This window comes from Spongiivirga sp. MCCC 1A20706, from assembly GCF_046524175.1.
In the GTDB taxonomy this organism is placed as follows: Bacteria; Bacteroidota; Bacteroidia; order Flavobacteriales; family Flavobacteriaceae; genus Spongiivirga.
On record NZ_JBEFZF010000011.1, the window covers coordinates 76,566 to 82,694 of the forward strand.

Sequence of the window (6,129 nt, forward strand, 5' to 3'; positions counted from 1 at the left end):
TATGAAAATGGCATCGTTGACTGAAGAAGTTGTTTTTAATGATAAAAAGCCAGCCATTTCGGTTTTGCTAGAAACAGAAGCGACCAAAGAGGTACGCATTCTTTTGAAAAAAGACCAAGTAATGGCAGCACATAAGGCGCCTTATCCTATTACAGTTGCTGTGCATAAAGGGGTAATAGATTTTGGTGTAGGCACTACAACATATCTATTAGAGCCTGGCAGTTTGATTGCATTAGAAGCTAACGTCTTACACGATTTAAAGGCACGGGAGAATAGCATTATACGCCTATCACTTTCAATAAATGATAAAATTGAAAGAGTTGAAAATGTAAGCACACTATGAATCTTTGGAATATGAAAAAAATAGCAAATACATTTTTTAAAATGCTTCTAGCCATTGTTTTATTGCTAGGTTGCCAGAATATTACCAAAGAAAAAAGCGAAAGCAATGATGCATCTTATGAAGAAAAGCTAAGCTTAAACAAGGGCGAAAAATGGGAAGCCAATGAGGCTACTACGGTCGGAATAGAAAATATGATCGCAGCAATAAATTCAACTGATAGCAATTCACTGAACCCAAAAGTCTTAGCTGAAAAACTTGATAGTGAGTTTAAAACTATTGTCGCTAAATGCACCATGACCGGAGAAGCCCACGATCAACTTCATTACTTTATCCTCCCGCTAAAAGATAAGATAGAAATTTTAAAAAATTCTAATTATAAAAATGGTCAAACGCAATTAAAAGAAATCAAATTGTACCTCAAGTCTTATAAAAAATACTTCAAATAGTAATTGGTTGTAACATTATAGGTAGCTAACCTACTTGCTAATTCAATTAAGAAGAAAAGGTTGTCATTATTCGATAACCTTTTTCTATTTTTAGACATGCTTTTTACCTTTCCGAACTTTAATTTGTATAGCACACCTTTATTAATACTGGTATTACAAGGCTTGTTGTTCAGCTTTTTGTTATTTAGAAGGTTTTTTCAGCAACGCTATCTATCTGATCTTTTTTTAGCATGTATTTTACTAATTACCTGTTATCACCGTACTAGCTATACTATTGGTTTTATGGATTGGTATGATACATTTCGAAATACAAAGATCAATTATTGGTTAGCTCCTTTACAGCTAATTTTTGCACCCTGTCTTTATTTCTATGTAAGATCGGTTACAAATGCAAATTTTAAACTCACCAAAAAGCATATATGGCATTTTGTTCCGGGTATTGTTTTTCTTATTTACCGGTATGGGATTTTTATTTACGATGCACAACAACCGGGATTTGCTGATACTCAAAATGGAGTGCTGTTTGAAGGATTTCACTTCAAATACATCAACCCCTTGTATTTTATAGTATCTAATTTTCAATTGCTATTATATTTCGCATTCTCCTTTCAGTTGTATTTTGCCCATCGTAAACATATTCAACACTATTTTTCAAACACTTACAAATTGGAGTTGAATTGGCTGCGAAATTTCCTTTTTGTGTACGCGTTTTTGTTTCTATATGGTGTCACTCAAGATCTTATAGATAGCAGTATGTTTAATTTAACATGGACCCAAGAGTGGTGGTATCACTTTATTTCGGCGATTGTGATTATTTATGTTGGCATAAAAGGGTATTTTACCAAAACAGATACACTGTCTAAACTAAAGTTTAGTATACAAGAAGTCGCTGTTCCCGAAAAACGTAATAATATTGTTTCAACTTCTGAAGTGTCGAATGAAATAATCAATAGAAAAAAACTGTTGGATATCTATATGACTGATGAAAAGCCATACTTAAACCCAGATATTAATTTAATTGAGTTAGCAGAAAAAGTAAGGTTGACACGGGCGCAACTCTCTGAGGTCATCAATGTAGGGTATGGCAATAATTTTAATGACTTTATCAATAAATATCGTGTAGATGCTGTGCAGCAAATGATTGAAAACGGAAAGCATGAGCAATTATCACTGCTTGGTATTGCTTATGAGTGTGGCTTTAATAGCAAGGCTACTTTTAACAGGGTTTTCAAGAAATTTACTCAGATTTCTCCAACTGAATTTGCTAAGACCATAAGTGCTTAAATCCCTTTTTGTTCAAAATAAGACGGCTCAAATCGTATTTGAGACGACTTAATACGCTTTGAAGCGCGCAACTTGATGTTGTTTGGCAATTTTGTCATGTCAAATCAAAACAACAATCAAGATGAAAAAACTATTCTTAAAATTAATAGCGCCAGTAACACAAACACATTGGTCTGCCGACTTACTTTTTGCCGTAATACGATTTATATGCGGAATGCTATTAGCACTAAGTTTTGGTGCTGATAAATTTGGAATGCCATGGACTCCCGAGGGTCAAAATTTAGATCTTTTCGAAGTTTCTGCTTGGTTTCCTGAAGATGTTGCATCATACGGTGGCATCTTCGCGTTAGCTCCTATTTTCTTTGCCTGGATGGGTGCGTTTAGTGAGGCAGTTGGGGGGCTTTTTCTAGCCTTTGGACTTAAAACAAGAATTGCATCATTCTTAATAATGTGCACGATGTTGGTCGCCATTTTTATGCAAAAATGGGGGCAAGGTACTTGGGGAATGCTCCCCGCCATGAGCTTTTTATGGGTGTCTATTTATAACCTGTTTTTAGGTTCAGGTAGATTTGGTATTGACTATCTGATCACCAGAAAAATGAAGTAATCAATCAAATAAAACCAAAGAAAATGAAAACAAAAATGATATTAATCCTGATTGCAGCGACTTTTTTAGGGAGTTGTGTACAAGAAGAACATTTAAAAACAGTGACTTTTAAAGTAGATGTAAACGGTATTGAAAATGTACAAAAAGTTGGCCTAAGAGGGCAAATGACGGATCCTTCATGGCAAGTAACTGTGCCAATGACAGATGATAATAATGATGGTATTTATGAGGTTACCTTATCTAAGAAAACTGCCATCAATGGGTTTGAATTCAAGTTTTTGAAAAATGAAGAGGATTATGAGCTATCTGGCCAAAATAATCGAATAATTCAACTAGAGTATAAGCCCGAAACTATAGTTTATGAGGCAATATTCAATAAGCCTGAAGGGAAACAAAAGCGTTTAGAAAATAAATAATCAATCAATTTAAAAATCAAAAAAATGAGAAAACAGTTTATTGTAATGGCATGTATGTTAGCAGGAGTACTAACACACGCACAAATAAAGGGAAACAAGATTGTTGAAACCAGAACGGTAAACGTGGCAGGATTAGCCAATCTTGAAGTGGAGTTATATGCTAAAGTAGAAATTGATCAAAATGCTAATGAGGTAATGACCATTACGGCAGATAGCAATCTGCTGGATTTAATAGATACTGAAATAGTCGACGGTAAAATGATCCTAGCTCAAAAAGAATGGATTCAACCTTCAACAGATATTATTATCAAGATTGGAATGCCGAATTTGAAAAGAGTTCAGGTTGGGGTTCACGAAACAGTAATTATTAATAATCTAACCAATAATGATGCGAGTTTAACTGCTTTAATTGGTGGTATTATCGTTAGTGGTAATGTGAATAGTGTAGGGATTGGTGCAGAAAATGGCATTATTGATGCTAAAGATTTAAAAGCTAAAGAGGTAATATTAAATATCTGGGGTCGCGGCAAAGCGACAGTGAATGCTACCGAAGTTTTAGATAATACACTAAGTGCCGATGCTAGATTGGTTTTGGTTAATCAACCCAAAAAGATAAGGGGGAGCAGTGTAAAAAAGGCGATTTCAAAGGCCGATCCTAAGAAAAATGATGCTATAAAATACATTAATATTAAGATCAAGAATAACTCTTTAAGTAGAAATCATTTTGTAGTGGTGGGACCAAAACCAGATGGAAATACATTTAGTTATGGTTTCCCAATGATGCCTGGTGCCACGAAAAAAGAACGTTGGACTACAGGTACCAAGGTGTACAAAAAGAATAAAATAGGAAGAAAACTTCTGGTAACGCTGACAGCTGCTAATGAAGATACAGTGGTCAAACTTTTTGACTAAAATCTAATCTGAAAGATAATCCTTCGAAACTTTGGTGTCGGAGGATTTCTTGTGGTTAAAAAGTAATATTCACCCCAATTTGACCTGGACCAAAACTTAAATTCCAACTAAGCTTTTTGGTGTCATTATTGTATTTTTCATCATACTTACGGTCAAGGTATTTGTCAACTGACTCAACAATAAAAACACTCATGACAGCACTTATTGCCACATCGGTTAACCAATGTTGCTCATTTAAAAGTCTCGATAATCCCGGGATGGTTCCCATGGTGATAAAACCGGCTTTTACCCACGGATTTTTAAACTGTTTCGCAGCAGCATAGGCTATAGTTAATCCCATAACCATATGACCAGAGGGGAAAGAGCGTAAACCAGATTCTCCACCAAAAGGTTGAAAATAGTTTTTACCAAGCTCAGTTGTTGGACGGGCTCTACCCGCCAATGTTTTTGTCAATTGTTGTAAAAAGCCCGCAGCTGTAGCAGAACTCATCATTAATACTCCAGTACGTCTTAATTTTTCATTTTTGGTAAACAATCCCACCAAGTAAACGCTACCTGTAAATGCATAATTATTTTGCGGATTTCCAAAATACCAGCCAAATTCGCGAATCGGTTTAGGAACATCTTCTTCGAGGTCCGCAAAGAAAGTTCTGGCTTCATCATCTATTAAATATAAGGCTCCTGAACCTGCCACTAACAAACCAAAGTTTCTAAATTGAGGCCCTTTCCAATAAAGGGGTCTGCTATATGCGTAACCGACACCTCCAAATACATTACCCATATCGTAAGTAAATGTTTGCCAGCCATTACGTTTGTTAACTACGAAAGAATCATTTTGAGAAAAAGCAAACGAGCTTATCAAAATGGTAAATAATAAGATCTTTTTCATAAGTAGGTCAAAAATACAATTCTTGAGCCAGACGAAAGGTATTGGCATGGGCTTCTATGATAGTTTTAATGGTAGGCGAATAACCACCGCCCATGCTACATTGTACCGGGATGTGATTTTTAATGCATTGCTCTAAAACGAATCGGTCACGTTCCTTGCAACCCCTAATACTCATCCCTAAGGTGCCCAGTTTGTCAGAAGCCAAAATATCAACTCCACATAGATAAAATATAAAATCAGGCCGTTGTTCTTTAATAAGTTTAGGTACTATTTCTTTTAGGATGGATAGATAAGTGCGGTCATCAGCCTTTTTATGTAGGGCAATATCAAGATCACTTTTTTCTTTTTTGAAGGGATAATTTGATGCGCCATGCATGGAGAAAGTGAACACCTGTGGATTGTTTTGAAAAATTTCAGCTGTACCATTACCCTGATGTACATCAAGATCAACAATGAGAATTTTTGATGCTAATTGATTATCTAGTAGATATTGTGCTGCAATAGCCTGATCGTTTAGTAAACAAAAGGCCTCGCCACGGTTAGTATAAGCATGGTGGGTACCACCAGCAATATTCATGGCAATACCATTTTCTAAGGCAAACATAGAGCCTTTTATCGTCCCGTCTGCAATAATAATTTCTCTCTTGACTAAGTCTTCGGAAAGCGGGAATCCGATTTTGCGAGCCGCTTTTTTAGTTAAGCTAAGTTCTTTTAGGTCTTTGTAATAGCTACTATCGTGCACTCGAAGAATAAGATGATCAGCCGGAACCGCCGGCTGGAAAAAATTTTCTTCTTCGCAAGTCCCTTCGTGAATTAGTTGTTTTGGAAGTAGATCATATTTAATCATCGGAAATCGATGTCCTTCAGGTAGTGGATGTTTGTAAATAGGATGATAAGCTATTTTAAGCATTCAAATAAGTAAGGTTACAAAAATAATGATAACAGCTGACTGCTTGGTTATGCTGTTTTGCCCTCTTAACTTTTAGTTGATAGTTTTCTTTCAACGTGAAATTTTGTGCTTCTACATATAATAATTAGAGAACAGCAAAGAAACTTTCGACTTTATAAAGCCTTATTCCTAGTGGTTTACCGTTTATCGATTTTTTGAATTGGAATATTATTAATTTTTGATCGATTTTTCTTACTTTTTATGTATTTAATCGATTAATTATTTATATAATCTATTATTTAACATTATTTTAAGTATTTAATGTTCTTTTCATCGATATATT

At 35.2% G+C, this 6,129-nt stretch carries 8 protein-coding genes; 6 read left to right on the forward strand and 2 right to left on the reverse strand.

Annotated features, from left to right (window positions below):
- Nucleotide 1: 1 nt before the first annotated feature.
- The 6 genes from ABN763_RS18815 (at nucleotide 2) to ABN763_RS18840 (ending at nucleotide 4,008) form a co-directional block, all read left to right on the forward strand.
- Nucleotides 2-343: a cupin gene (locus ABN763_RS18815; RefSeq protein WP_410487050.1), complete on the forward strand. Its 342-nt coding sequence runs from the start codon at nucleotides 2-4 to the stop codon at nucleotides 341-343.
- A gap of 11 nt (nucleotides 344-354) precedes the next feature.
- Nucleotides 355-789 carry a hypothetical protein gene (locus ABN763_RS18820; RefSeq protein ID WP_410487051.1) on the forward strand — a complete coding sequence of 145 codons (435 nt, stop codon included), beginning with the start codon at nucleotides 355-357 and terminating at the stop codon, nucleotides 787-789.
- Nucleotides 790-849: 60 nt separating this feature from the next.
- Nucleotides 850-2,073: a helix-turn-helix domain-containing protein gene (locus tag ABN763_RS18825; RefSeq protein WP_410487052.1), complete on the forward strand. Its 1,224-nt coding sequence runs from the start codon at nucleotides 850-852 to the stop codon at nucleotides 2,071-2,073.
- Between the two features lie 121 nt (nucleotides 2,074-2,194).
- The gene (locus tag ABN763_RS18830) at nucleotides 2,195-2,680 is read left to right on the forward strand and encodes a DoxX family protein (protein ID WP_410487053.1); all 486 of its coding nucleotides are present in this window, start codon (nucleotides 2,195-2,197) and stop codon (nucleotides 2,678-2,680) included.
- A gap of 23 nt (nucleotides 2,681-2,703) precedes the next feature.
- A complete protein-coding gene (locus ABN763_RS18835; protein ID WP_410487054.1) occupies nucleotides 2,704-3,096 on the forward strand; it encodes a hypothetical protein in 393 nt (130 codons plus the stop codon).
- A 24-nt stretch (nucleotides 3,097-3,120) separates the two neighbouring features.
- A complete protein-coding gene (locus tag ABN763_RS18840) occupies nucleotides 3,121-4,008 on the forward strand; it encodes a GIN domain-containing protein (RefSeq protein WP_410487055.1) in 888 nt (295 codons plus the stop codon).
- A 55-nt stretch (nucleotides 4,009-4,063) separates the two neighbouring features.
- On the opposite strand, the gene ABN763_RS18845 is transcribed toward ABN763_RS18840, so the two are convergent.
- Both ABN763_RS18845 and ABN763_RS18850 read right to left on the reverse strand, forming a co-directional pair.
- Complete coding sequence (locus tag ABN763_RS18845; RefSeq protein WP_410487056.1) at nucleotides 4,064-4,897, reverse strand: phosphatase PAP2 family protein; 834 nt, start codon at nucleotides 4,895-4,897, stop codon at nucleotides 4,064-4,066.
- A gap of 7 nt (nucleotides 4,898-4,904) precedes the next feature.
- Nucleotides 4,905-5,807, reverse strand: coding sequence for a histone deacetylase (locus ABN763_RS18850; RefSeq protein ID WP_410487057.1), 903 nt, complete (start codon nucleotides 5,805-5,807; stop codon nucleotides 4,905-4,907).
- Nucleotides 5,808-6,129 lie beyond the last annotated feature (322 nt).